This is a genomic window from Sphingomonas rustica (assembly GCF_039652585.1).
Lineage (GTDB): Bacteria > Pseudomonadota > Alphaproteobacteria > Sphingomonadales > Sphingomonadaceae > Sphingomonas > Sphingomonas rustica.
Map to the genome: position 1 here is coordinate 414,708 of NZ_JBDIZK010000002.1, position 23,075 is coordinate 437,782.

Here is a 23,075-nt window from a genome sequence, read left to right on the forward strand (position 1 = left end):
AGATGCGGATTCACGGACAGGGCTGCATGTCCTGCACCCTCCCTGCGCAGTTGCGATGTTCGCAATTGCCAGCGTGAAACAGAAGTGTCACAAATCCGACATCAAAGAGTCACGGGAATTACGCCGTGATGTAACGATAGATGGAGGATGGCATGCGTAACGCACTGATCGGTTTTGGCGTGGCGGCCCCGCTGCTGCTCATGATTACGCCGGCCCAGGCTCAGACCCCGGCTAGCGATCCGGTCGCCAAGTCGGCCATCGTTCAGGGTGATTATGTTGCGGCCGAACGCCGCCTTATTCAGGAGCTCCGGATCCATCCGGGTCGTCCCGAACTCCTGTTGAACCTCGCCGCAGTCTATTCGCAGACGGGTCGCGTCAGCGAAGCGCGGGGTCTGTACCGTCAGGTCATCGCGCAGAATGACGTGCTGATGGACGTCAGCGCCGACCGCACTGCCGGGTCGCATACGATTGCAACCACCGGCCTTCGTCGGCTCGAGACGGTTCAGTTCACTCAGCGCTGAACAAGCCTGGCGGGCGCGCCCCCGGGTTCGCCCGCCTGCTCCAGCCACAAATTACGATAAAGTAGCTCGGTTGTCGGCTGTTCTATCGACGAGGTGCGCAACGCGCCTCGCGGCGCACGACATCAGAGCCGCGGCAAGGTCACGCCGCGTTGCCCCATATATTTGCCCGCACGGTCGGCATAGCTGGTCTCGCAGGGCTCGTTGCCCTTCAGAAACAGGAACTGGCACGCGCCCTCGTTGGCGTAGATCTTGGCGGGAAGGGGAGTGGTGTTCGAGAATTCGAGCGTGACATGGCCCTCCCATTCGGGTTCGAGCGGGGTGACGTTCACGATTATCCCGCAGCGGGCGTAGGTCGATTTGCCGAGGCAGATCACCAGAACGTCACGCGGGACCCGAAAATACTCGACAGTGCGCGCCAGCGCGAAGCTGTTCGGGGGGATGACGCAGACATTGGTCTTGCGATCCACGAAGCTGTTGGAGTCAAAGTCCTTCGGGTCGACCACGGCGCTGTCGACATTGGTGAAGATCTTGAACTCGTCGGCGACACGCGCGTCATAGCCATAAGAGGACAAGCCATAGCTGATGCACCCTTCGCGGCGCTGTGCCTCGACGAAAGGTTCGATCATCGCGTGCTGCGTTGCCTGGTCGCGAATCCAGCGGTCTGAAAGGATCATGGTGCAGCTTTCGCGGCTCGGCGGGGATCGGGCAAGAGGGCTATTCGACGTTCAGTTCGAACGGTGTCGCAGGCAGCCCGCCACGATCGTAAAGCGTGCAGACCGGGCTGTCGCCCCAGCAGTAGCGCACGCGGTCCGCAGCCCCGTCCGCAACGTCGAGGATGACGGCGTCGCCATCGATCCGCGCCTCGACGAACCGGCAGCTCGCATAGGCGGCCGCGCACAGTTCGAATCCGATCGGCCTGGTGGCCGACCAGGCCTGAAGCGGGCCGTCCATGCCGGTGAAGGTGACACGGACGCTGTCGCCGGTACGGCGCGCATCGACCGGCCAGGGCCCGGAATAGGCGATGGTCTCGCCATAGGCTTTCACTCGCGCGCCGAGCGCAAGCCGGCGTCCGACCTCCTGTTTGTTGGCCGGATGAATGTCCCACACATCGCCCAGGTCGGTGGCGACCGCCAGGGCGGCGTTGCGATCCGCCGCGACGGCGCGGCGCTGCTCGTCGCGGATGCTGGCATTGCCACTCTCGACCGGGATGGCATTGCGCGGACCCCATCCGGCGATCTGGACGATCAGGAACGGCAATTGAGAATCGCCGAACTGGCCTCGCCAGCCAGACATCAGGCCCGCCAGCCGCGTCGAATAGCCCGACGCAGCGCCGGTATCGGCCTCACCCTGATACCAGGCAACGCCGCGCAGCCGATAGGGGCCGATCGGGGCGATCATCGCATTGTATAGCCCCGACTGGCCGGATGTGCTCTCCCACGGCGTATGCGGTGAATCGCCGATGCCGGGGGTGGCGCGGTACTGCCAGTCTGACGCCGGCGGGAGGGCGAGGGTCGCGCCGTCGGCGAACTTGAGCAGGCGCGGGGCGTCCTTGCCATACATTCCGCCGCCGCCGCCGGTATCGATCACACCGACCGTGACCAGGTTGACGCCCGCCTTCAGAACGCCCGGGGCCAGGGGATAGCTGCGCTGCTGGTTCCAGACATTGGTCGAGCCGACCGGGACGCCGTTGACGAAAGCGACATCCATGTCGTCGGCGATACCCAGCTCGATGCCGGTCGCTTTCTTCGCCTGGGCGGCGGTCAGCCGGATCTCGGTCCGGTACCAGACGATGCCGTTATAATTCTCCATCGCGGAAACGCCCCAGCCTTCCCAGAGCTCGAATGCGGGGAGCTTGAGCCAATTGCCGGGGGCACCTGCCTGCCAGGGCTCGCGGCCCGCCGCATCGCCGCTCCGTTCACGCCACCATTGCATCCACGCGGTGCCCCATTTCCGCGCCGCCGCAGCGGGATCGCGCTGGTGCAGCGCGCGCAACTCGGCGTCGCCCTTGGCTACGGGATCGGCGGCGAGCGATCCGGCGCTGCGCCATGCATTGATCGCGGTACCGCCCCAGGTCGAATCGATCAGGCCGAACGGGACTTTCTGGCGCCCCTTCAGATCGCGGGCCATGAAATAGCAGGCAGCGCTGAACTCGCCGATCGTCTTGGGGGTAACGGGCTCCCAGGCCAGGGGATGCTTGAAGCGTTCGAGCGGCGCTGTCGCGGAGTCCTTCTGCACCGTGATCAGCCGCATCATCGGGTCATTGGCGTTGGCGATCTCGCTTTGCGCATTCAGCGCCTGAGAGACCGAGAGTTCCATGTTCGATTGGCCCGAACACAGCCAGACATCGCCGATCAGGACGTCGCTGATCGTCTGCACGCGGGATCCGGCGCGAACCGTCAGCGTGTAGGGGCCGCCGGCCGCGATCGCGGGCAGCTCGACGCGCCAGCGACCTGCCGAATCCGCCGTCGCGCGCGCCGTCTTGCCGGCGATTTCGACCTCGACCGGCTGACCGGGGGCGGCATTGCCCCAGACCGGAAGGGGCTTGTCCCGTTGCAGGACGCCATGGTCCTGGAACAGGGGCGCCAGCAGCGGTGCGTCCTGCGCCGTCGCCGGAAGCGCCAACAGCAGCGCAGCCGCCGCGCCCATGCCCGGAATCACCTTCACCGCCATCTCCCCGCCACCTGATCGCCCATGCAAAGCCGATGCGCCCGGGATCGGCAAGGCCTAAAGCAGGTCGCGCGGTCCGAACCCCTGGGGCAGCAGTTCGGATATGCGCCAGCTGCGGATCGCATCGCCCTGGGCCGACCCGCAATGGACGGGCAGGTCGCGGTCGCCGATCGCCGCCGCCTCGTTGATGATCTGCCGGCAGCGCCCGCACGGGCTGACGGGCGAGTCGCCGGTCGGTCCGTCGGGCCCGATCGGCCCGCCGATCACGCCGATCGCGACGACGTCTGCGATCCGGCCCTGGCTGTTCACGGTCGCGAGGGCGACGGTTTCGGCGCACAGCGACAGGCCGTAGCTCGCATTCTCGAAATTGGCTCCGGTCACGATGGTGCCGTCGGCCAGCAACACCGCAGCACCGACGCCGAACCGCGAATAAGGCGCATAGGCATTGCGCGACGCCTTTCGCGCCTCAGCAACCAGCTGTTCCGGGGTCACGTCACTCATTCGTCCATCGGTCCCTGTTCGTATCGTTACCCGATGCGGACTCGGGCGAACCCGGCAGCGTGCCATATCGCCTGAAGCTTGTCGAAAGCACAGTCGACGGTGGGCGGGTCAGCCCTTGATGTGCAGGACGCAGATGAGCGTGAACAGGCGGCGGGCAGTGTCGAAATCCACGTCGATCTTGCCCTCCAGCCGCTCCTTGAGGAGTTGGGCCGCATCGTTGTGGATGCCGCGCCGCGCCATGTCGATCGTCTCGATCTGCGCCGGGGTGGCATTGCGGATCGCCTGGTAATAGCTGTCGCAGATCGCGAAGTAATCACGGATGGGACGGCGGAAGCGCGCCAGGCCGAGCACCAGCGTCTCCAGAAGTGCGCCGTCCGCCCGCATCATCTGCAGCGCCAGCCGGCCTTCCTCGACGCTCAGATGCAGCTTGTACGGGCCCTCATAGTCGCCGCTGCGCAGGATCGGGGCGAAATGATTGTCCTCGATCAGGTCGAAGATCGCGATCCGCCGTTCCTGCTCGATATCGGCCGAGCGCCACAGGATGGTGCGCTCGTCCAGGGTGATATCGATGATCCGCGGATCGGTCATTGCCTGCCTATCCGTTCATTCCACATTTTCCACAAGCGCGCAGGTTGATGCTATGGTCGGTCTCCCCCACAGGTCCGAACATGGTCCAGTTGATTCCCTTGCCGACGCTTGCCGCGCCCGAAACCGTTCAGCTTCCCCAGAATGTGGAGGCAGAGGCGGCGCTGCTCGGCGCGATGATGATCGACAATCGCATCGCCGAGGACGTGCTGCAGAAGATTCGGCCGGAGCATTTCTTCGAGCCGCTGCATGGACGGATCTACGAGGCGATCTCGTTCCTGGTCGGTGACAATCGCCTGGCGACTCCGGTGACGCTGCGCCCGCTGTTCGCGGCCGATCCGGCGATGAAGGAGCTGGGCGGGCCGGCCTATCTGGCGCAGCTGACCGGCAATCCGGCCAGCATCATCGGCGCCCGCGCGTTCGCCGACCAGATCTATGACCTGGCGATGCTGCGTGCGCTGGTGACGGTCGGCCGCGACATGGTCGACGGCGCGCTGGACACCAGCAAGGACATCAATCCGGCCAAGCAGATCGAGGTCGCCGAGCTCAAGCTGTACGAGGTCGCCGAAAAGGGCGATGCCGAGGGCGGGGCGAAGAGCTTCACCCGCGCCGCCACGCTTGCCGTGAAGCAGGCCGAGAAGGCGATGAACTCGGGAGGCGGCATCTCCGGCATCACGACCGGGCTGACCGACCTGAACGCGTCTACCGGTGGTTTCAACCGATCGGACCTGCTGATCCTCGCGGGGCGCCCGGGCATGGGCAAGACCTCGCTGGCCACCAATATCGCGTTCAACGCGGCCAAGCGCTGGATGGACGATCTCGACGCCGGCATTGCCGAGGAAAAGTCGATCGGTGCGCCTGTTGCATTCTTCAGCCTCGAAATGTCCGCGGATCAGCTCGCCATGCGTATCCTGTCGGAGCAGGCCGAGGTGATCTCCGAAAAGCTGCGCACGGGCCAGCTGACCCAGGCAGAGTTCCAGAAGTTCGCGCGGGCGGCGGCGGACCTCGAGCGCCTGCCGCTGTTCATCGACGATACGCCCGGCCTGACGATCGCCGCGCTGCGCACCCGCGCACGGCGCATGAAGCGCCAGCACAAGATCGGCATGGTCATCGTCGACTATCTTCAGCTGCTCAGCGGGTCGGGCCGCAGCCAGGGCGATGGTCGCGTGCAGGAAATTTCGGAAATCTCGCGTGGATTGAAGACCTTGGCGAAGGAACTTCATGTCCCGGTGCTGGCGCTGTCGCAGCTCAGCCGTGCGGTGGAAAGCCGCGAGGACAAGAGGCCGCAGCTGTCGGACCTTCGCGAGTCGGGATCGATCGAGCAGGACGCCGACATCGTGCTGTTCGTGTATCGCGACGAATATTATCACGACTTCAAGGCGCCGACGAAGGTCCCCGACGGAACCGAGACGCCCGAGCAGCGCATCGCCTATGAGGAGTGGCAGGCGAAGCAGCTGGAGGTCGCCAACAAGGCGACGGTGATCATCGCGAAGCAGCGCCATGGTGCGACCGGATCGGTGCACATGCGCTTCGACCGTCAATTCACCAAGTTCAGCGACCTGGCGCACAGCGACTATTCGCCGGAGTACGAATAGCCCGCGATGCGCTGGCTGCCCCGCGCGATCAGGCCTGGGCGGGCTCGAGCGCGTTCTTCATGTCGCCGATCGTTCCGACGCGGATGCCGATGCGCGGGTCACCGCTCTTGGGAAACACGGCGTCGAGTCGCTGGCGCAGCACCGTCTCGAATTCCAGCTGGCCATGCTTGCGTGCACGCGAGACGGTGATGTCATGCTGGATCGCGTTCTTGATCCGGTCGACAGCGTCGTCGTCAAGCACGCCCGCGGCGACCAGTTCGGCGCACAGCTGAAGCAGCCCGACCGACGTCGCCTGCGCCCGAAGGCCGATATAGTCGAGACATTCATGCAGGCGGATCGCCTGCTCCTTCTGGCTCCGGTCCATCCTAAACCTCCTCGCGCCCTGATGAGCCGGGACGGCGCAGGCGCGGTCGGATGCCGTGTCGCTGCCGCGCGGAAGGGCGCTGAGGACAGGCTAGGTCGCGGAGGGCGTGGGCGTCAACGCTTTCGATGCGCTATCCGCCAGGCGATCAGAAGACGGGCAGGTTGGGATCATTGGCCGCGGTCGGATCGTGGATGCCGCACTCGGTCTTCTCCCAGCCACGCCAGCGGCCGGCGCGCGGGTCTTCGCCGGGCCGAACGACGCTGGTGCACGGCGCGCAGCCGATCGACAGATAGCCCTGCGCCTCGAGCGGATGGCGGGGGAGGGTGCGGGATTCGAACCAGGCGTCCAGATCGGCCTTGGTCCAGGTGGCGAGCGGGTTGAACTTCAGGCGATCGCCGTCCAGCTCGAAGCGGGGGAGCGCGTTGCGCGTGCTGGCCTGAAACGCCTTGCGCCCCGTGATGGTGGCGTCGAACGCCGCAAGTGCCCTTTCGAGCGGTACGACCTTGCGGATCTCGCAGCAGCCATCGGGATCATAGGACCAGCGCAGTCCGGTCTCGTCGCGCTTCGCGATGACCGCCTGATCGGGGGCGAGGATACGCAGATCGCGCAAGCCGAGGCGTGCCGCGAGCGTATCGCGATAGGCCAGCGTCTCGGGGAAATGCTTGCCCGTATCGATGAACAGCACCGGCACGCTCGGATCGATCGACGCGACCAGATCGAGCAGCACCGCCGACTCCGCCCCGAACGACGACACGATGCCGACATCGCCCAGCATCCGCTCTTGAAGAACGGTACGCAGCATTTCCTGGGTATCGGTGCCGCGGAACAGGTTGTTGAGGCGCACGGCGTCGGCCTCGCTGAAGCGCGGCGTCACGTCGATCACGTCCCGTTGCCGGGCGATACCGTGCGCGTCCGCTTCAGCCATGGCGCCGTTTCCACACAGGCACATGGCTGTCGGCGGCCGACTGATACACGAGTTCGTACCGCGCCAGCGATGCGGCCAGCGTCGCGGGATCGATCTCCGCCTCGGGCGCAAAGCTGTCGAAGCCGCAGCGGCGCATCAGCGGGATCTGGTCGACCAGCACGTCGCCCTGCGCGCGGAGCTCGCCGACATAGCCCGCCTCGCGCAAGATCCGCGCGGTGGAATAGCCGCGTCCGTCCCGGAATTTCGGAAAGCTTACCTCGACGAGCGCGATGCGATCCAGGCTGTCGAGCAGCGGCGCGACATCGTCGCCTGCCTCGATCCGGACGGCAGTCGCGTTGGACTGGCCGAGGAACGCGTCCATCGTCACCGCGGGCTCGTCATGCGCCTCGTCGTCGCGGTAGCGCAGCAGATCAGCCATAAAGCGCCTCCTTGAACGGCTCCATGCCGATGCGGCGATAGGTATCGAGGAAACGCTCGCCCGGCTGGCGCTCGCGCAGATAGACGTCGGTCGTCTTCTCTACCGCATCGACGATGCCGTCCTCGTCGAAGCCGGGCCCGGTGATCTTGCCCAGGCTGACATCCTCGGCGCCCGAACCGCCCAGCAGCAGCTGGTAGTTTTCGGTGCCTTTGCGGTCGACGCCCAGGATGCCGATATGGCCGGCATGATGATGGCCGCAGGCGTTGATGCAGCCGCTGATCTTGAGTTTCAGCTCGCCCAGGTCGCGCTGCCGGTCGAGGTCGGCGAAGCGCTCCGTGATCTTCTGCGCCACCGGGATCGCCCGGGCATTAGCCAGTGAGCAGTAATCGAGACCGGGGCAGGCGATGATGTCACTGATCAGGTCGAGATTGGCCTCGGCCAGCCCCGCCTCGGCCAGCTTCTGCCAGATCGCATACAGGTCCGCCTTGCGGACATGCGGCAGGACGATGTTCTGCGCATGGGTCACGCGAAGCTCGTCGAAGCTGTATTGCTCCGCCAGATCGGCCATCAGGTCGATCTGAGTCGACGACGCGTCGCCTGGAATGCCCCCGCGCGGCTTAAGGCTGATTGTGACGATCGAATAGCCGGGCTGCTTGTGCGCGGCGATATTCTGATCGATCCACAGCGCGAAGTCCGGGTCGCTGCGGTCGATCTCGTCCCCCAGGCCCGTTTCGAACGCCGGCGGCGCGAAGAAGGCGGCGATGCGATCGAGCTCCGCACGCGGCGGGTCGATGCCGAGCGCCTTGACCTTGGCGAACTCCTCCTCGACCTGGCGGCCATATTCGGCGGCGCCCAGGTCATGGATCAGGATCTTGATCCGCGCCTTGTAGATGTTGTCGCGCCGGCCATAGCGATTATACACGCGCAGGCAGGCTTCCATGTAGCTGAGGAAGTCCTCGAACGGCACGAAGTCCTTCACCTCGGGCGCGATCATCGGGGTGCGGCCCATGCCGCCGCCGACGAACACCTTCACGCCCAGCGCGCCGTCTTTGCGGACGATCTGCAGGCCGATATCGTGCAGCCGCATCGCGGCGCGATCCTCGTCGGCCGCGATCACCGCGATCTTGAACTTGCGTGGCAGGTAGCTGAATTCGGGGTGGAACGTGCTCCACTGACGCAGCAGTTCCGCCCAGGGCCGCGGATCTGCGATCTCGTCGGCCGCCGCCCCGGCGAACTGGTCCGAACTGATGTTGCGGATGCAATTGCCCGAGGTCTGGATCGCATGCATCTCGACCGTCGCCAGCTCAGCGAGGATATCGGGCGCATCCTCCAGCTTGATCCAGTTGAACTGCAGGTTCTGTCGGGTCGTGAAGTGCCCGTAATCGCGGTCATATTTGCGCGCGATATGGGCGAGCATCCGCATCTGGCGGCTGTCCAGCGTCCCATAGGGAACCGCGACGCGCAGCATATAGGCGTGCAGCTGGAGATAGAGGCCGTTCATCAGGCGGAGCGGCTTGAACTGATCCTCGGTGATCTGTCCGGCGAGGCGGCGGGTCACCTGGTCGCGGAATTCCTCGACGCGGGCGTCCACGATCGATTGGTCATACTGGTCGTATTTGTACATGTCAGATCACCCAGCTGCCGGCATTGGGGTCGGCGGGCTTGAGGGTCAGGTCGGGCCGGACGGTGGGGCCGAGGGCCCGGATCCGATCCTTGATGTGCGCGGGGCGGGGCCCCTCGGGCGTCTGCGACGCATCGATCACATAGGGACCGTTGACGCGCCGCGCACCTTCCTCGGAATGAGCGATCGCCTCGCCCTGGTCGCCGACGTCGACCGCGTCCTCGACATGGCGCGACCAGCCCTGGCCGGTCCACCAGGTCACGTCGCCGCTCGCCAGGTCGTTTCCGGTCAGCAGCTTCATGCGAGTGCCTCCGCCGCCTTGGCCCAGCCGACCAGCCTGTCCTGCGCATCGGCGAGCAGCACGACCTCGCCGACGATGATGATCGCGGGGCTCTTCACCTGCTCGCGCTCGACCATCGGGCCCAGATCGGCGAGCAGGGTGCGCAGCGCGCGCGACCCGTCCAGCGTTCCGCGTTCGAGCACGGCCACCGGCATGTCCGGCGTGACGCCGTCCGCCATCAGCTTGTCGGCGATATCGGGGCACGTCGCGACGCCCATATAGATGACGAGCGTCCGACCCTTCCCGGCAAGGCCCGACCAGTCCTGCTCGCTCAGCCCCTTGCACTGGCCCGCGACGAAACTGACTGCGCTCGACCAGTCGCGATGGGTCAACGGCAAATTGAATTCGGCGGCAGCGCCGAGTGCGGCGGAGATACCGGGAATGACCTCGACCGGCAGGCCGGCGGCGCGCACCGCCTCCACCTCTTCACCGCCACGACCGAAGATGAACGGGTCGCCCCCCTTCAGCCGAACCACGATCGCGCCGGTCTTCACATGGGCGATGATCAGCGCATTGATCGCATCCTGAGGCACGGTGTGCTTCGAACGGGTCTTTGCGACCGAGATGCGGTGCGCTCGCGGCGCCAGATCGAGCACGCGACGATCAACCAGCCCGTCATGGACCAGCACATCTGCCTGGCGCAGCGCCTCGACGGCACGAACGGTCAACAGCCCGGGATCGCCCGGGCCGGCACCGACAAGGATCACGCGACCGCGCGCGGAAGGATCAAGAAGACTTGCCATGCGAGGCAGATGGGCCGCCGGGCGGCGAAGGGCAACGGAGGGATGATTGGGACTGACGTAGACGAACTATAGCGGGCCCCAGACGGTGCCCGCCGCCGGCCGTCGACCCTCCAACCGCCACATCGGCGCATACCGAAAGCGCCGGCCCTCCGAAGAGAGCCGGCGCAGTCATGCCGTATCCGGCGCGGCCGGAGCCGCATCGCGGGTGCGGGGTCAGTCGAACAATTCCTCCAGAAACGACTTGCGGCGCTTCGGCTTGTAGCCATGGCCATGGCGATCATCGTGGTGGCGCCGGTCGTCCGGGTAGCGCGAGCGATCGTCGAACTGCGGCTGCGGCGCGTAGCCCGCACCAGGCGCAGGTGCGGACGGTGCGATCGACGCGCTGCTGCGTTCGATGATCTTGTCCAGCTCGCCGCGGTCCAGCCAGATACCGCGGCAATTGGGACAGTGATCGATCTCGATGCCCTGGCGCTCGGCCATCACCAGGTTGGTGCGGCAGACGGGGCAGGGGAGTCCGTTGGCAGTCATGATCAATCCTCCTGTTGACCGAACAGGCTCAGCAGCAGCTGGAACATGTTGATCAGGTTCAGATACAGCGACAGTGCACCCATGATCGCCATCTTCTCGATGCCTTCATGGCCGGCAAAGGCGATATATTCGCTCTTCAGCCGCTGCGTGTCCCAGGCTGTCAGGCCGGCGAACACCAGTACGCCCACGGCGGACACGATGATCTGCAGCGTCGACGAACCCAGGAACAGGTTGACGATGCTGACGCCGATCACCGCAAGCAGGCCGATGAACAGAAAGCTGCCCAGGCCGGTCAGGTCACGCTTGGTGGTATAGCCCCACAGGCTGAGCCCCAGGAACATCGCCGAGGCGGCGAAGAAGGCGCTCGCGATGCTGGTCGCGGTGAACGTCAGGAAGATCGCCGCCATCGAGACGCCCATCACCGCCGCAAAGGCGAAGAAGGCCGTGCGGGCGCCTGCAGTGGTCATCTTCTCGATCCGGAACTGAAAGAAGAAGATGAACGCCAGGGGCGCGAACATCGCGACCCATTTCAGCGGGGTGCCGAAGATCAGCGCAGTCAGCGCCGGGATCGAGGCAACGGCCATCGCCACCAGCGCGGTGACCAGAAGGCCGATGCCCATGTTGCGATAGATGCCGAGCATGTGGCGACGCAGGCCTTCGTCGAAACGGGCCTGCGCGCCGGACGCGGCTCTGGAATTGAATTGCGACAGGTTTTCCATGGGGTCTCCTAGGCGTGACGCGCGCGCCTGGGCGCGCCGCGGATCACGCGATTCATGTGACTTGCGTCGGGGAAATGCCGGAACAGTCGATCCTTCACCGCGAGTCGCTCTTTCTTGAGCCGTGCCAGACGAAGCGTGTCGGGCAGTCGGCGCGCCAGCTCGCGCCGGATCTCGCGGTTCAGATTCCGATGGGCTGTGATCAGCCGCTGTACCAGGTCACTCATATGCCACTCCAATCGATGGTTCATCGATCGAGCCGGCCTGGTGTTTTGGGAAGGTTTGGGACCGAAACGCCGTCAAACCTGCACCGAGCCAGCTCGATGCGGTCCGACATCACGACGCCTTCCTGTGGAAGGCCGCCGCCAGAGGGGCCCGGTCCCGCAAACATTAATTAGGATTGCGATATGGCGGTTTCAAGGACCCCGGTCATTCGGCCGGCCGCACCGGGCCAGCCTGCGCGTCAGGCGTCGCGCAGGCCCACGCCCATCGAGGCGCGCGCCTGCTCGGCTTCGGAGCTGACGACCGGATAGGCGCAATAGTCTGCCGCGTAGAATGCGCTGGGCCGGTGGTTGCCCGACCAGCCGACGCCCCCGAACGGCGCCGCCGACGATGCGCCGCTGGTCGGCCGGTTCCAGTTCACGATACCCGCGCGGATGTTCGCCCAGAACTGGTCGTAGAGGCGCGGGTCCTGGCTTACCAGGGATGCGGACAGACCGTAGCGGGTGTTGTTCGCCTCGGCGATCGCATCCTCGAAACTGGCCTTGCGATAGACTTGCAGGATCGGCCCGAACAGTTCGATATCCGGGCTGTCGGTCGCATCGGTCATGTCGATGATGCCGGGCGACAGGAATGGCCGTCCCTCCACCGGGCGCGCCAGATGCCGAAACGGGCGGCCGCCGCGGGTGAGCAGGGCAAGAAAGCTCTCGGTCAGCATGTCCGCGGTGTCGTTGTCGATCACCGGCCCCATGAACGGCGCCGGATCGGCATGCGGATGATCGACGATCAGCCGGTCGACCAGCTTGCCGATCTCGGCCATCAGCGGATCGCACAGCTTCTGGTCGACGATCAGGCGCCGCGCTGCGGTGCACCGCTGGCCGGCCGTGGTGAAGGCCGACTGCACCACCAGCACGGCGGCCGAATAAAGGTCGGGCGCGTCCCACACGACGATCGGGTTGTTGCCGCCCATCTCCAGCGCCAGGATCTTTTCCGGGCGCGACGCGAACTGGCGGTTGATGGCGATGCCGGTGGTGGCCGAACCGGTGAACAACAGGCCGTCGATATCTGGGTGGCCGGCCAGCGCCTTGCCCTCGTCCGGACCACCGATCAGCAACCGCACGCACCCGTGCGGGATGCCCGCGGCGTGGAAGCAATCGACCAGAAAGGCGCCCGAGGCCGGGGTCTTTTCCGAAGGTTTGAACACGACCGCGTTCCCGGCAAGCAGCGCGGGCACGATATGGCCGTTCGGCAAATGGATCGGGAAATTATAGGGGCCAAGCACCGCCAGCACGCCGTGCGGCTTGTGCCGAACCGCCAGCCGGCTGTTCATCGGTGCATCGACCCTTTGCTGGCCGGTGCGTTGAGAATAGGCGGTGATCGAGATGTCAACCTTGGCGATCACGCTGTCGACTTCGGTCCGCGCTTCCCAGACCGGCTTGCCCGTCTCGCGGGCGACCAGATCGGTCAGCGCCTCCGACCGCTGCCGGACGACATTGGCGAAGCGGCGCAGCGCCTCGACGCGATAGGCAAGTGGTTGTGCGGCCCATCCGGCCCAGCTGGCACGGGCAAGCGCCACTTCGGCATCGGCATCTCCCACGGGCTGGCGCCACAATTCGGCACCGGTTGCGGGTTCGATCGAGATGAGGTCCTGGCCAGTCATTCTGTTCCGTACATCGGTTGGATGATGGTTTCCGGCTCTTGCGCCAATTGGGCGTGGCGCGCCACCCCCGGGCAGCCGTCGGGTCAGGCCAGCGCCTCGCCCAAGCGCCGGATCGCGGCGACCTTGGCATGAAGCGGTGCCCAGTCGTCGCGCTCGTCGATCGCCGACCAGATCTCCTCCACCTCGTCGATCAACATCGAACAGGGTCGGGCATCGGACCAATAGGGGTGATCGCGATTCTTGCGCGCCGAATAGGGCTGCAGCCGGCTCCGCAATTCCTCGAAACCGGGCCCCTCGGGCGGGCGGCCGGCGAAATGATCGTGGAAGAACCGGTCGAGCGGGACCTGGCTCTCGCGTAATCCGCGTTCGAGCGCCTGGACCAGTGCGAGGTCGCTTGCCCCATCGAGCGGCTTTACCCCGAGGCGCCACAGCAGTGCATCGATGACCCCGGCCTGATAGCGGTCGCCAAAGGTCTCCAGCGTCTTGATCAGTGGATCGGACTCGGCGATCAGCCGCAGCGAGGCGGCAAGCTGCATGACGTCCCAGTGGATCGCCTCGGGTTGGCGGCCGAAGGCGTACAGGCCGTTCTGGTCGAAATAGGCAGCGGTGAACGCCACGTCCCAGGTCGGCGCGAACCGCCACGGGCCATAGTCGAAGCTCTCACCGGTCAGGTTGATGTTGTCGCTGTTCAGCACGCCGTGGACGAAGCCCGCCGCCATATATTGTCCCGCGAGTCGGGCGGTGCGGGCGACTGCCTGATCGAGCAACTGGATCGCGGGCGCGTCGCCCGGAGTCTCGCGGTAGAGATTGCGCAGGACATAGTCGGTCAGTCGTCGAAGCGACTCGTCATCGTGATGATAGGCGGCGCGCTGGAACGCGCCGATCCGGATATGGCTGTGGCTCAGGCGGACCAGCACGGCCGAGCGGGTGGGGGAGGGCTCGTCACCGCGGTGGAGCGATTCGCCGGTTTCGATCAGCGACAGGCTTCGCGACGTGCGGACGCCCAGCGCCTCCAGCATTTCGGTCGCCAGGATCTCGCGCACGCCGCCCTTCAGCGTCAGGCGGCCGTCGCCGAAGCGACTGTACGGCGTCTGGCCCGACCCCTTGGTCCCCAGATCCATCAGGCGTCCGGTATCGTCCAGAATCTGCGCGAACAGGAACCCGCGGCCGTCGCCGATCTCGGGATTGTACACGCGGAACTGGTGCCCGTGATAGCGTAGCGCCAGCGGCTGTTCGAGGCTGCCCGGCAGCGGCTGGAACCGGCCGAAATGGCGGATCCAGTCGGCGTCGCTCAATCCGTCCAGGCCGATCTCGACGGCGGCTCGATCGTTGCGGAAGCGCAGGATCGTCTGCGGGAAGTCTGCCGGTGCTACCGGGTCGTAGAGCGCCGGCCCCAGTTCGAGGATCGCCTGTTGCGGAGAGAAGTCCATGCGGCGATATGGGGGGCGATGGGTGAACGGCGCAACAGCTACACGGACGGGTTCTGGTGGTCGAAGGACGGAATTCGGCTGCACTATCGCGATTATCCGGGTCGTGACGACCGGCCGCCGGTCCTCTGTTTTCCTGGCCTGACCCGCAATGCGCGGGATTATGAGGCTGTCGCCGAGCGGCTGGCGGGGGAGTGGCGGGTGCTGCTGGTCGAGTTCCGCGGGCGCGGCGAAAGCGGCTATGCCAAGGACCCGATGACCTATGTGCCGCTGACCTATCTCCAGGATGTCGAGGCGTTGCTCGACGAGTTGAAGATTGCTCGGTTCGTCGCCATCGGCACGTCGCTGGGCGGGATCGTCACGATGCTGCTGGCGGCGACCGATCGCGACCGGGTCGCCGCCGCAGTGCTCAATGATGTCGGACCCGAGCTCGACGCCAGTGGCCTCGCCCGGATCCGCACCTATGTCGGCAAGGCGGTGCAGCATCCGACCTGGATGCACGCGGCGCGCGCGGTCGCGGAAGGCAATGGCGACGTCTATCCCGGCTACGGGATCGAGGACTGGCTGCGCATGGCCAAGCGGCTCTATCGCCTGAACAGCCAGGGCCGCATCGTCCTGGACTATGACATGAAGATCGCCGAGCCGTTCCGGGTTCCGGGCAACGAGGCGGGTCCGGACATGTGGCCGACGATCGATGCGCTGAGGGGAAAGCCGCTGCTGGTGGTTCGTGGCGCGCGGTCCGATATCCTGAACGCGCGAGTGGCCGATCGCATGATCGAGCGGGTGCCCGGTGCGACCTTGGTCACGGTGAGCGATGTCGGGCACGCGCCGACGCTGGAAGAGCCGGATGCGGCCGAGGCGATCGACACCCTGCTTGCCCGGGTCGCAAATGGACAGCCCGTCGTCTGAAGCGCCGGTTCGGGATGACGAGGCCCGATTTCCCCGTTAAGCGCCCGAAACCATGTCGATCCATATCCTGCATCTGCATTCGAGCTTCGACCTTGGCGGCAAGGAGGCGCGCTCGGTCCGGCTGATGAACGCATTCGGCGACCGCGCCCGGCACACGATCGTGTCGGCAGTGCCCGATCAACTGGGCGCCCGCGATGCGATCGCGCAGGGCGTGAAATATGAGATCGCGCAGGATCCTCCGTCCCTGACCGGCCGTCCGTCGGTCCGCCGCTACGAAGCCATCGCCCGCTTCATGCGGCGGTTCGATCTCGTGCTCAGCTATAATTGGGGCGCGATCGACGGCGCGATGGCGGCCCGGGTATTCGGCAAGGGCGTCCCGCCGCTGGTCCATCACGAGGATGGTTTCAATGCGGACGAGGCGGTCAGGCTGAACCCGGTGCGCAACACCTATCGCAAGATCGCGCTGAAGGCCGCCAACGGACTGATCGTGCCCAGCCGCATCCTCGAATCGATCGGCTATCATCAATGGGGCGTGCCGATGGACCGGCTGCGCTACATTCCGAACGGCGTCGCGACCCGGGACTATGGCCGCAAGCCCGATCCCGCCGCGATCCCGGGGCTTGAGCGCAAGCCCGGCGACGTGGTGATCGGCACCGTCGCCGGACTGCGCGAGGTCAAGGACCTGCCGATGCTGGTCCATGCGGTTGCCGGGATGAACACGCCGATGAAGCTGGTGATCGTCGGCGAGGGGCCGGAACGTGGTGCGATCGAGACCGCGATCGAGGCGATGGGGCTGGACGGCAAGGTGATCCTGGCCGGCTTCGTGCCAGAACCGCATCGCTATATCGGCCTGTTCGATGTCTTCGCGCTGTCGTCGAAGAGCGAGCAGGCGCCGATCTCGATCATCGAGGCGATGGCCGCGGGACTGCCGGTCGTCGCCCCGACGGTGGGGGATATCGCGACCATGGTGTCGGACCTGAACCAGGTCTATCTGGTGCAGGATCGCAATGCCGTGGGGATCCGGGACCGGATCGAGATCCTGGCCCAGCACCCGCACGAGCGCGACCGCGTGGGCAAGGCGAACCAGTCGCGCGCTCGCGCGTTGTTCGACGAAGCCGAGATGATCCGATCCTATGCGGAGATCTATTCCCAGGCGATCGGCCGGCCAGGAATCCTGGGCTGAAGGATAATCCTCGCTTCGCGAGGGCAATGCGGCTAGCGTCGCGCGCGTTTTAGGTTGGAGGAACAGTGTTCAAGGGTCTTAAGCCCATCATGTACGGCGGCCGCGAAGTCTGGCCGCTGATCGAAGGTGGCAAGGGTGTCGCGGCGACCAATCACGCGAGCGCGGGGGCATGGGCCGCCGCCGGTGGTATCGGAACGGTCAGCGCGGTGAATGCCGACAGCTACGATGCCGAGGGAAAGATCATCCCGCAGGTGTACAATGCCCTGACCCGCCGTGAACGCCACGAGGAACTCGTCGCCTATGCGATCGAAGGCGCGGTGCAGCAGGTGAAGCGCGCCTTCGACATTGCCGGCGGCAAGGGCGCGATCAACATCAACGTGCTGTGGGAAATGGGCGGTGCGCAGCGGGTGCTGCACGGCGTTCTGGAACGGACGCGCGGGCTGGTGGCCGGCGTGACCTGCGGCGCGGGCATGCCGTACAAGCTCAGCGAGATCGCGGCCTCCTACAACGTCAACTATCTTCCGATCGTCAGCTCCGGCCGCGCCTTTCGTGCGCTGTGGAAGCGCGCGTACAGCAAGGCTGCCGACTGGCTTGCTGCAGTCGTATACGAGGATCCGTGGCTTGCGGGCGGTCATAACGGCCTGTCCAATGCCGAGGACCCGCTGAAGCCCCAGGACCCCTATCCGCGCGTCAAGGAACTGCGTGAGGTGATGCGCGAGGGCGGCATTTCGGACGATGTGCCGATCATCATGGCCGGCGGCGTCTGGTATCTGCGCGACTGGAACGACTGGATCGACAATCCCGAACTGGGCTCGATCGCGTTCCAGTTCGGCACGAGGCCGCTGCTGACGCAGGAAAGCCCGATTCCGGCGGGCTGGAAGTCGAAGCTGATGGACGTGGAGCCGGGCGACGTCCTCCTCCACCGCTTCTCGCCGACCGGCTTCTATTCCTCTGCCGTCCGTAACCCGTTCCTGCGCAATCTCGAGGCGCGCAGCGAGCGGCAGATCCCCTTCTCGACCCAGGAGGCGGGCGACCACACCTTCCAGCTGGACGTGGGGGTCAAGGGCAAGAACTTCTGGGTGACGCGCAACGACCTGCTGCGCGCGCGCGAATGGTTCGGTCTCGGCTATACCTCGGCGCTCAAGACCCCTGACAACACCCTCGTCTTCGTCACGACCGAGGAACAGGGCATCATCCGCAAGGACCAGGCGGATTGCATGGGCTGTCTCAGCCAGTGCGCCTTCTCGTCCTGGGCGGATACCGAGACCAACTCGACCGGCCGCCTTGCCGATCCGCGCAGCTTCTGCATCCAGAAGACGTTGCAGGACATCGCCCATGGCGGCCCGACCGACGAGAATCTGATGTTCGCCGGCCACGCCGCCTACAACTTCAGGCGCGACCCCTTCTATTCGAACGGGTTCGTACCGACGGTAAAGCAGCTGGTCGACCGCATCCTGACCGGCGACTGAGACCCATGCCCCTCTTCCGGTCGGAAGAGGGGCACTTGTCGCCAGCCGCAGCGATCAGAGCCAGCCTTCGAGCACCTGATCGGGCGGGCGGTCGCCGCCGGACCACATGCGGATGTTAAGCACGACCTTGGCGCCCATCGCCTCGCGCGCCTCGAAGGTTGCGGCGCCCAGGTGCGGCAGCAGGATGACGGTGTCGAGCGCGACCAGCCGCGGATCGACCTGAGGCTCGTCGACATAGACATCCAGACCGGCGCCCGCGATCCGTCGGTCCTGCAAGGCGCCGATCAGGGCCTCGGGATCGACGATCTCTCCGCGGGCGGTGTTGATCAGCCAGCCTTCCGGCCCAAGCAGGTCGAGACGGCGTGCGTCGATCAGATGCTCGGTCGCTGCGGTATGCGGCGTGTGGATCGTCAGGATATCCGACGCCTCGACCAGGCTGTCGAGCGTGGAATGCCAGCTTGCGCCAAGCTGTCCCTCGAGCACCGCAGGCACGCGGTGACGGTTGTGATAATGGATCTGCAGTCCGAAGGCACGGGCGCGGGCCGCCACCGCCTGGCCGATCCGGCCCATCCCCAGAATGCCCAGCGTTCGTCCGCCGATGCGGTGGCCACGCATGCTGGTCGGGCTCCAGCCCGTCCATTTGCCTTCCCGCACCAGCTTGTCGCCCTCGACCAGCCGGCGGGGGGCGGCCAGGATCAGCGCCATGGCGATGTCGGCTGCGTCCTCGCTCATGACGCCCGGCGTGTTGCTGACGACGATGCCGCGAGCCTGCGCTGCCTTCAGATCGATATGATCGACGCCCGCCCCGTAATTGGCGATCAGTTTCAGCTTGTCGCCGGCGCGCGAGATCAGGTCGGCATCGATGATGTCGGTGACGGTGGGTACCAGGACGTCGCATTCGGCGATCGCTGCCTCCAGCCGGGCGCGGTCGAACGGCGCGTCCGCGCGGTTCAGCGAAACGTCGAACAGCTCCGCCATCCGCGCCTCCACCTTGTCGGGAAGCGCGCGCGTCACGACGACCTTGGGTCGGGCAGGTCGGGCGGAGACTGTCATGACGACGGATTGGGCCGGACGAGAGAGGCAGTCAACGGGTTGAAGCGTCGTGTCCCCTCAGGCTAAGCACGCGATGCGTTTCTTTCCGGGGGTTTTCTTCATGCGGTTCGGTAGCTGGATCATCCTCGGCGTTGCGGCGCTGGGTCTGATGACGCTGAGCGCCGAAGAAGCCTGGGCGCAGCAGCGCAAGCCGCCCTATTTCGCGTCGATCACCGCCGGCAAGGCGCGGATGCGCACCGGCCCGGGGCGCAACTACCCCGCCAGCTGGCTCTACCAGCGCTCCGACCTGCCGATCCGGGTGATCGATATCTATGGCGAATGGCGAAAGGTCCAGGATCCGGACGGCACCGAAGGCTGGATGCAGGTCAATCTGCTGAGCGACCGGCGCACCGCGATCGTGACCGGGCAGATCGTCGAATTGCGGGCCCAGCCGCGGTCCAGCGCCAAGGTCAACTGGCGTGCGGCGCCGGGTGTCGTGGGTCGGATCAGCCGGTGTTCGGATGGCTGGTGCTATTTCGATGCGCGGGGCAGGGGCGGCTATGTCGAGCAGGGTCGCATCTGGGGGACTGATCCCAACGAAACCGTGCCGTGACCGGCAAGGCACCCGGTTGCCCTCGTCCATGATCGGCGGTTCCGGGCGGCGGAGCATGCCCTGATGCCCGAACTCTTCTGGCCCGTGCTTCTTGGAGTGCTCGGAGCCGTATTCGGCAGCTTCATCGCGACACTGGCGATTCGCTGGCCCCGTTCCCGGTCGATCGTCGGGTCGAGCCGGTCGCAATGCGACAGTTGCGGCAAGCCGCTGCGCCCGCATGAACTGGTGCCGCTGCTGAGCTTCGTCCTGCTGCGCGGCCGATGTTCGGGCTGTGGCGCCTCGATCCCGATCAGTCATCTCGTGACCGAACTGATCGGCGCGGCGATCGGCGTCGCTGGCGGGATGATCGCACCGGGCGCGGAGGGGGCTGCGGGGGCGGTGTTCGGCTGGCTGCTGCTCGCCCTTGCCGCACTCGATCTTGCCGCCTTCTGGCTGCCGAACCTGCTGAACGGCGCGCTCGCGGCCGCGGGCGTAGCGACTGCAGTGATGGGGCTGGGCGCGCCGATCGCGGATCGCCTGATCGGCGGTGTCGCCGGCTATGCAACGCTGATGGCGGTCGCTTCAGGGTATCGCGGCCTTCGCGGTCGCGACGGGCTGGGGGGCGGTGATCCGAAGCTGTTCGGCGCCATCGGACTGTGGCTCGGCTGGCAGGCATTGCCGCTGGTCCTGCTGGTCGCCTGCTTGATCGGTTTCGGGGTGATTGCGGCATTGAGGCTTGGCGGAAGGCCGATGGGCATGCAGGATCGCCTTCCGCTGGGCGTCATGCTCGCGGTGGCGGCCTGGATAACCTGGTTCGGCCAAGCATGGGAGGGGATGGGGTGATGCGCGAGATCCTGGAGCGTCAGAGTTCGGCATTCATGGCGGAGCTTCCCGTCTCGATCGAAGCGCGGCGCGACAGGCTGCGGCGCGCCATCGCGATGATGTCGGACAATGCCGACCGGTTCTGCGACGCGCTGAGCGAGGATTTCGGACATCGCAGCCGCGAACAATCGATGATCACCGACATCGTCGCGTCAATTTCGCCGCTGAAGCATGCACTGAAACATGTCGGGAAGTGGTCGAAACCCCAGCGCCGGCCGGTGATCTTTCCGCTCGGTCTGCTGGGCGCTAGGGCCAGCGTCGAATATCAGCCCAAGGGTGTCGTCGGCGTGATCGCGCCGTGGAATTTCCCGATCAATCTGGTGATGAGTCCGCTGGCGGGCGTGTTTGCCGCCGGCAATCGGGCGATGGTCAAGACCAGCGAGTTCACCCCGGTGGTCGCCGCGCTGTTCGAGGAGGTTGCGGCCCGTTATTTCCCGGTCGAGGAAGTCGCCTTCGTGAGCGGCGGCGCCGAAGTCGGCAAGGCGTTTTCCGAACTTCCGTTCGACCATCTGCTTTTCACCGGGGCCACGGGCATCGGGCGCCATATCCTCCATGCCGCAGCCGACAACCTGACGCCGGTGACGCTTGAACTTGGCGGCAAATCGCCCGTGCTCGTTGGCCGCTCGGCCGATCTTTCGCAGGCGACCGAACGAGTCGTGCTGGGCAAGATGATGAATGCGGGACAAATCTGTCTCGCGCCCGACTATATGCTGGTGCCCGCCGAGCGCGAGGACGAGGTCGTCCAGGGTCTCACCCGGGCAGCGTCGAGCCTCTATCCGACGCTGCTCGGCAATCCCGACTATACGTCGATCATCAACGACCGCCATTTCGAGCGGCTGTCGAACTGGATAGACGACGCGCGGGCGAAGGGTGCGGACGTGATCCGCGTCGATCCGGCGAACGAGGATTTCGCCGGATCCAACGCGCGAAAGATGCCGCTCCACATCATCCGCGGCGCGACCGACGACATGACGGTCATGCAGGAGGAGATCTTCGGCCCGATCCTGCCGGTGCGTCGCTATGACCGGATCGACGACGCGATCGCCGAGGTGAATCGCCGCGACCGGCCGCTGGCGCTCTATTATTTCGGAACCGATGCCGACGAGCGGCGCAGGGTGCTCGACCGCACCATCTCGGGCGGGGTCACGACCGACGACGTGATCTTCCACGTCAGCATGGAAGAGCTTCCGTTCGGCGGGATCGGACCTTCGGGCATGGGTGCCTATCACGGCAGGGCCGGGTTCGAGACCTTCAGCCATGCGAGAAGCATCTACCGTCAGCCCCGGATCGACGTTGCCAAACTCGCGGGGCTCAAGCCGCCCTATGGTGCCGCCACGCGAAAGGCGATCGCCCGCCAGATGAAATGATGCGCGTCAGAAGCGCCGACGGACAAGGGGACGGGCCGCCGGCGCTTCCGCGCGTCGATGCGCGAAGTCAGCGGCACCGACGAAAAAAATGGCCACCCCGAAGGGCGGCCTTGGAAAGTTTTAGGAGAGGATGCCTGAAAGGCCCGATCTTTGTGCATCGCAGCAGAATGTTTCGCAAGTGCGTAATGTTACCGGTAGCATTGCAAAATTTGCAATCGTGTTTGGTTGCAGTTGCAACGATCTGATCCGTCGGGAAGAAAGCCTGATGCCTACCACGCTCAAACTCGACGAATTCCTCCCCTATCGCCTGTCGATCGTGTCCAATCTGGTCTCCGACACGGTCGCGGAGGCCTATCGCGCGCTGTTCGGCCTCAAGATTTCGGAATGGCGGCTCGTCGCGGTGCTGGCGGAGGACGGAGCGATGAGCCAGCAGGCGCTGTGCGGTCGTACGCACATGGACAAGGTCACCGTCAGCCGGGCAGCGATCGCACTGGCGGACCGGCGTCTGGTCGAACGTGCGCCGAACCCGGACGATCAACGCTCGCACCTGCTCGGGCTCAGCGAGGAAGGGTGGCGGCTCTACGAGCAGATCGCACCGGAGGCGCTTCAGATGGAGCAGCGAATCTTCGCCGATATCGATCCGGCGGAACTCGTCAGGTTTCGGGAAATGCTCGACCGGATCCAGTCCGGGGCAGAGGCGCTGCGCGAGTGATACCCTCTTCGATGTGCGGCAAGTTTCGCGTAAAATGATGGACTTGCGAAAGTTCAGGACCCATTTTGGGTCTGGCTCGTTACGGAGCCGGGGATGTCC

Annotated in this window: 25 protein-coding genes; 9 read left to right on the forward strand and 16 right to left on the reverse strand. The window is 65.6% G+C overall.

Translation table 11 applies throughout. The features are described 5' to 3' along the window. The first annotated feature begins 152 nt into the window (after positions 1-152). The gene (locus TPR58_RS04885; protein ID WP_346245493.1) at positions 153-521 is read left to right on the forward strand and encodes a tetratricopeptide repeat protein; all 369 of its coding nucleotides are present in this window, start codon (positions 153-155) and stop codon (positions 519-521) included. 122 nt (positions 522-643) lie between these two features. On the opposite strand, the gene dcd is transcribed toward TPR58_RS04885, so the two are convergent. From dcd to TPR58_RS04905, 4 genes are read right to left on the reverse strand one after another with little or no spacing between them, the layout of a single operon-like run. Next, positions 644-1,195 (reverse strand): dCTP deaminase, encoded by a 552-nt coding sequence (dcd, locus tag TPR58_RS04890; protein WP_346245494.1) that lies wholly within the window; start codon positions 1,193-1,195, stop codon positions 644-646. 40 nt (positions 1,196-1,235) lie between these two features. Next, positions 1,236-3,185 carry a sialate O-acetylesterase gene (locus TPR58_RS04895; protein ID WP_346245495.1) on the reverse strand — a complete coding sequence of 650 codons (1,950 nt, stop codon included), beginning with the start codon at positions 3,183-3,185 and terminating at the stop codon, positions 1,236-1,238. 60 nt (positions 3,186-3,245) lie between these two features. Next, positions 3,246-3,755, reverse strand: coding sequence for a cytidine deaminase (locus TPR58_RS04900; RefSeq protein WP_428835691.1), 510 nt, complete (start codon positions 3,753-3,755; stop codon positions 3,246-3,248). A 42-nt stretch (positions 3,756-3,797) separates the two neighbouring features. Next, positions 3,798-4,277 carry a UPF0262 family protein gene (locus tag TPR58_RS04905; protein ID WP_346245497.1) on the reverse strand — a complete coding sequence of 160 codons (480 nt, stop codon included), beginning with the start codon at positions 4,275-4,277 and terminating at the stop codon, positions 3,798-3,800. Between the two features lie 80 nt (positions 4,278-4,357). On the opposite strand from TPR58_RS04905, the gene TPR58_RS04910 reads away from it, so the two are divergent. Then, positions 4,358-5,869 (forward strand): replicative DNA helicase, encoded by a 1,512-nt coding sequence (locus TPR58_RS04910; RefSeq protein WP_346245498.1) that lies wholly within the window; start codon positions 4,358-4,360, stop codon positions 5,867-5,869. A 28-nt stretch (positions 5,870-5,897) separates the two neighbouring features. Here the strand turns inward: TPR58_RS04910 and TPR58_RS04915 are convergent, their stop codons facing one another. The 11 genes from TPR58_RS04915 to TPR58_RS04965 form a co-directional block, all read right to left on the reverse strand. Next, positions 5,898-6,233, reverse strand: coding sequence for a hypothetical protein (locus tag TPR58_RS04915; protein WP_346245499.1), 336 nt, complete (start codon positions 6,231-6,233; stop codon positions 5,898-5,900). A 145-nt stretch (positions 6,234-6,378) separates the two neighbouring features. After that, positions 6,379-7,158: a phosphoadenylyl-sulfate reductase gene (locus TPR58_RS04920; RefSeq protein ID WP_346245500.1), complete on the reverse strand. Its 780-nt coding sequence runs from the start codon at positions 7,156-7,158 to the stop codon at positions 6,379-6,381. After that, positions 7,151-7,576 carry a DUF934 domain-containing protein gene (locus TPR58_RS04925; RefSeq protein ID WP_346245501.1) on the reverse strand — a complete coding sequence of 142 codons (426 nt, stop codon included), beginning with the start codon at positions 7,574-7,576 and terminating at the stop codon, positions 7,151-7,153. Before TPR58_RS04925 ends, TPR58_RS04920 begins: the two co-directional genes overlap by 8 nt. After that, positions 7,569-9,200 carry a nitrite/sulfite reductase gene (locus tag TPR58_RS04930; RefSeq protein WP_346245502.1) on the reverse strand — a complete coding sequence of 544 codons (1,632 nt, stop codon included), beginning with the start codon at positions 9,198-9,200 and terminating at the stop codon, positions 7,569-7,571. Before TPR58_RS04930 ends, TPR58_RS04925 begins: the two co-directional genes overlap by 8 nt. 1 nt (position 9,201) lies before the next feature. Continuing rightward, entirely contained in the window at positions 9,202-9,498 is a 297-nt protein-coding gene (locus TPR58_RS04935) for a DUF2849 domain-containing protein (RefSeq protein WP_346245503.1), read from the reverse strand. Beyond that, positions 9,495-10,280 (reverse strand): uroporphyrinogen-III C-methyltransferase, encoded by a 786-nt coding sequence (gene cobA / locus TPR58_RS04940; RefSeq protein WP_346245504.1) that lies wholly within the window; start codon positions 10,278-10,280, stop codon positions 9,495-9,497. The genes TPR58_RS04935 and cobA overlap by 4 nt, the downstream gene beginning before the upstream one ends. 213 nt (positions 10,281-10,493) lie before the next feature. Further along, positions 10,494-10,808, reverse strand: coding sequence for a TFIIB-type zinc ribbon-containing protein (locus TPR58_RS04945; protein ID WP_346245505.1), 315 nt, complete (start codon positions 10,806-10,808; stop codon positions 10,494-10,496). A gap of 2 nt (positions 10,809-10,810) precedes the next feature. Then, positions 10,811-11,527, reverse strand: a complete 717-nt coding sequence (locus TPR58_RS04950; RefSeq protein ID WP_346245506.1) for a Bax inhibitor-1/YccA family protein — start codon at positions 11,525-11,527, stop codon at positions 10,811-10,813. Between the two features lie 8 nt (positions 11,528-11,535). After that, positions 11,536-11,751 carry an HP1242/YdcH family protein gene (locus TPR58_RS04955; RefSeq protein ID WP_346245507.1) on the reverse strand — a complete coding sequence of 72 codons (216 nt, stop codon included), beginning with the start codon at positions 11,749-11,751 and terminating at the stop codon, positions 11,536-11,538. Between the two features lie 236 nt (positions 11,752-11,987). Continuing rightward, positions 11,988-13,403 (reverse strand): succinylglutamate-semialdehyde dehydrogenase, encoded by a 1,416-nt coding sequence (gene astD, locus TPR58_RS04960; RefSeq protein WP_346245508.1) that lies wholly within the window; start codon positions 13,401-13,403, stop codon positions 11,988-11,990. Positions 13,404-13,486: 83 nt separating this feature from the next. Continuing rightward, positions 13,487-14,833, reverse strand: a complete 1,347-nt coding sequence (locus TPR58_RS04965) for a protein adenylyltransferase SelO family protein (protein WP_346245509.1) — start codon at positions 14,831-14,833, stop codon at positions 13,487-13,489. A gap of 18 nt (positions 14,834-14,851) precedes the next feature. Here TPR58_RS04965 and TPR58_RS04970 point away from each other — a divergent pair, with 18 nt between their 5' ends. The 3 genes from TPR58_RS04970 to TPR58_RS04980 all read left to right on the forward strand — a co-directional run bounded on the left by TPR58_RS04970 (position 14,852) and on the right by TPR58_RS04980 (position 18,391). Beyond that, complete coding sequence (locus tag TPR58_RS04970; RefSeq protein WP_346245510.1) at positions 14,852-15,739, forward strand: alpha/beta fold hydrolase; 888 nt, start codon at positions 14,852-14,854, stop codon at positions 15,737-15,739. 52 nt (positions 15,740-15,791) lie between these two features. Further along, positions 15,792-16,922, forward strand: a complete 1,131-nt coding sequence (locus TPR58_RS04975; RefSeq protein WP_346245511.1) for a glycosyltransferase family 4 protein — start codon at positions 15,792-15,794, stop codon at positions 16,920-16,922. A 65-nt stretch (positions 16,923-16,987) separates the two neighbouring features. Next, entirely contained in the window at positions 16,988-18,391 is a 1,404-nt protein-coding gene (locus TPR58_RS04980) for an NAD(P)H-dependent flavin oxidoreductase (protein ID WP_346245512.1), read from the forward strand. Between the two features lie 54 nt (positions 18,392-18,445). Here the strand turns inward: TPR58_RS04980 and TPR58_RS04985 are convergent, their stop codons facing one another. Then, positions 18,446-19,444, reverse strand: coding sequence for a 2-hydroxyacid dehydrogenase (locus TPR58_RS04985; RefSeq protein ID WP_346245513.1), 999 nt, complete (start codon positions 19,442-19,444; stop codon positions 18,446-18,448). A 73-nt stretch (positions 19,445-19,517) separates the two neighbouring features. Between TPR58_RS04985 and TPR58_RS04990 the strand changes: the two genes are divergently transcribed. The 4 genes from TPR58_RS04990 (at position 19,518) to TPR58_RS05005 (ending at position 22,976) form a co-directional block, all read left to right on the forward strand. After that, on the forward strand, positions 19,518-20,036 hold the full coding sequence (locus tag TPR58_RS04990; RefSeq protein ID WP_346245514.1) for an SH3 domain-containing protein: 519 nt from the start codon (positions 19,518-19,520) through the stop codon (positions 20,034-20,036). Positions 20,037-20,099: 63 nt separating this feature from the next. Beyond that, positions 20,100-20,858, forward strand: a complete 759-nt coding sequence (locus TPR58_RS04995; protein WP_346245515.1) for a prepilin peptidase — start codon at positions 20,100-20,102, stop codon at positions 20,856-20,858. Then, positions 20,858-22,264 (forward strand): coniferyl aldehyde dehydrogenase, encoded by a 1,407-nt coding sequence (locus tag TPR58_RS05000; protein ID WP_346245516.1) that lies wholly within the window; start codon positions 20,858-20,860, stop codon positions 22,262-22,264. Before TPR58_RS04995 ends, TPR58_RS05000 begins: the two co-directional genes overlap by 1 nt. A gap of 265 nt (positions 22,265-22,529) precedes the next feature. Next, on the forward strand, positions 22,530-22,976 hold the full coding sequence (locus tag TPR58_RS05005; protein WP_346245517.1) for a MarR family winged helix-turn-helix transcriptional regulator: 447 nt from the start codon (positions 22,530-22,532) through the stop codon (positions 22,974-22,976). The last annotated feature ends 99 nt before the right edge of the window (positions 22,977-23,075 follow it).

Coding starts and splice junctions, on each gene's coding strand:
- TPR58_RS04885 (WP_346245493.1), top strand. CDS start 153: ATGCGTAACGCACTGATCGGTTTTGGCGTGGCGGCCCCGCTGCTGCTC.
- dcd (WP_346245494.1), bottom strand. CDS start 1,195: ATGATCCTTTCAGACCGCTGGATTCGCGACCAGGCAACGCAGCACGCG.
- TPR58_RS04900 (WP_428835691.1), bottom strand. CDS start 3,755: ATGGCACGCTGCCGGGTTCGCCCGAGTCCGCATCGGGTAACGATACGA.
- TPR58_RS04905 (WP_346245497.1), bottom strand. CDS start 4,277: ATGACCGATCCGCGGATCATCGATATCACCCTGGACGAGCGCACCATC.
- TPR58_RS04910 (WP_346245498.1), top strand. CDS start 4,358: ATGGTCCAGTTGATTCCCTTGCCGACGCTTGCCGCGCCCGAAACCGTT.
- TPR58_RS04915 (WP_346245499.1), bottom strand. CDS start 6,233: ATGGACCGGAGCCAGAAGGAGCAGGCGATCCGCCTGCATGAATGTCTC.
- TPR58_RS04920 (WP_346245500.1), bottom strand. CDS start 7,158: ATGGCTGAAGCGGACGCGCACGGTATCGCCCGGCAACGGGACGTGATC.
- TPR58_RS04925 (WP_346245501.1), bottom strand. CDS start 7,576: ATGGCTGATCTGCTGCGCTACCGCGACGACGAGGCGCATGACGAGCCC.
- TPR58_RS04930 (WP_346245502.1), bottom strand. CDS start 9,200: ATGTACAAATACGACCAGTATGACCAATCGATCGTGGACGCCCGCGTC.
- TPR58_RS04935 (WP_346245503.1), bottom strand. CDS start 9,498: ATGAAGCTGCTGACCGGAAACGACCTGGCGAGCGGCGACGTGACCTGG.
- cobA (WP_346245504.1), bottom strand. CDS start 10,280: ATGGCAAGTCTTCTTGATCCTTCCGCGCGCGGTCGCGTGATCCTTGTC.
- TPR58_RS04945 (WP_346245505.1), bottom strand. CDS start 10,808: ATGACTGCCAACGGACTCCCCTGCCCCGTCTGCCGCACCAACCTGGTG.
- TPR58_RS04950 (WP_346245506.1), bottom strand. CDS start 11,527: ATGGAAAACCTGTCGCAATTCAATTCCAGAGCCGCGTCCGGCGCGCAG.
- TPR58_RS04955 (WP_346245507.1), bottom strand. CDS start 11,751: ATGAGTGACCTGGTACAGCGGCTGATCACAGCCCATCGGAATCTGAAC.
- astD (WP_346245508.1), bottom strand. CDS start 13,403: ATGACTGGCCAGGACCTCATCTCGATCGAACCCGCAACCGGTGCCGAA.
- TPR58_RS04965 (WP_346245509.1), bottom strand. CDS start 14,833: ATGGACTTCTCTCCGCAACAGGCGATCCTCGAACTGGGGCCGGCGCTC.
- TPR58_RS04970 (WP_346245510.1), top strand. CDS start 14,852: ATGGGTGAACGGCGCAACAGCTACACGGACGGGTTCTGGTGGTCGAAG.
- TPR58_RS04975 (WP_346245511.1), top strand. CDS start 15,792: ATGTCGATCCATATCCTGCATCTGCATTCGAGCTTCGACCTTGGCGGC.
- TPR58_RS04985 (WP_346245513.1), bottom strand. CDS start 19,444: ATGACAGTCTCCGCCCGACCTGCCCGACCCAAGGTCGTCGTGACGCGC.
- TPR58_RS04990 (WP_346245514.1), top strand. CDS start 19,518: ATGCGTTTCTTTCCGGGGGTTTTCTTCATGCGGTTCGGTAGCTGGATC.
- TPR58_RS04995 (WP_346245515.1), top strand. CDS start 20,100: ATGCCCGAACTCTTCTGGCCCGTGCTTCTTGGAGTGCTCGGAGCCGTA.
- TPR58_RS05000 (WP_346245516.1), top strand. CDS start 20,858: ATGCGCGAGATCCTGGAGCGTCAGAGTTCGGCATTCATGGCGGAGCTT.
- TPR58_RS05005 (WP_346245517.1), top strand. CDS start 22,530: ATGCCTACCACGCTCAAACTCGACGAATTCCTCCCCTATCGCCTGTCG.